The 607-nt window shown below is 65.9% G+C and carries 1 protein-coding gene; it reads left to right on the top strand.

Annotated elements, in window-relative coordinates; all coding sequences use genetic code 11:
- Nucleotides 1-23: 23 nt before the first annotated feature.
- Nucleotides 24-607 (top strand): alpha-amylase family glycosyl hydrolase (locus tag IE330_RS38560; protein WP_268257398.1); only part of this gene is annotated, 584 nt, incomplete at its 3' end.

Here is a 607-nt window from a genome sequence, read left to right as displayed (position 1 = left end):
CCGCTGATCGGAGGGTCACCCACATGATCGTCAATGAGCCCGTCCAGGACACCTTCGAGGACACCCCCGCCAAGGACCGCGACCCCGACTGGTTCAAGCGCGCCGTCTTCTACGAGGTCCTCGTCCGCTCCTTCCAGGACAGCAACGGCGACGGCGTCGGCGACCTCAAGGGCCTCACCGCCAAGCTCGACTACCTGCAGTGGCTCGGCGTGGACTGCCTGTGGCTGCCGCCGTTCTTCAAGTCCCCGCTGCGCGACGGCGGCTACGACGTCTCCGACTACACCTCCGTCCTGCCCGAGTTCGGCGACCTGGCCGACTTCGTGGAGTTCGTCGACAGCGCCCACCAGCGCGGCATGCGCGTCATCATCGACTTCGTCATGAACCACACCAGCGACCAGCACCCGTGGTTCCAGGCCTCGCGCAACGACCCCGAGGGCCCCTACGGCGACTACTACGTCTGGGCCGACGACGACAAGCAGTACCAGGACGCCCGCATCATCTTCGTCGACACCGAGGCCTCCAACTGGACCTTCGACCCGGTCCGCAAGCAGTACTACTGGCACCGCTTCTTCTCCCACCAGCCCGACCTCAACTACGAGAACCCGGC

Source organism: Streptomyces longispororuber, assembly GCF_014656095.1.
Taxonomy (GTDB): Bacteria; Actinomycetota; Actinomycetes; order Streptomycetales; family Streptomycetaceae; genus Streptomyces; species Streptomyces longispororuber.
Note: the sequence above shows the minus strand (reverse complement) of the source record. Positions and strands in the feature narration are given on the sequence as shown.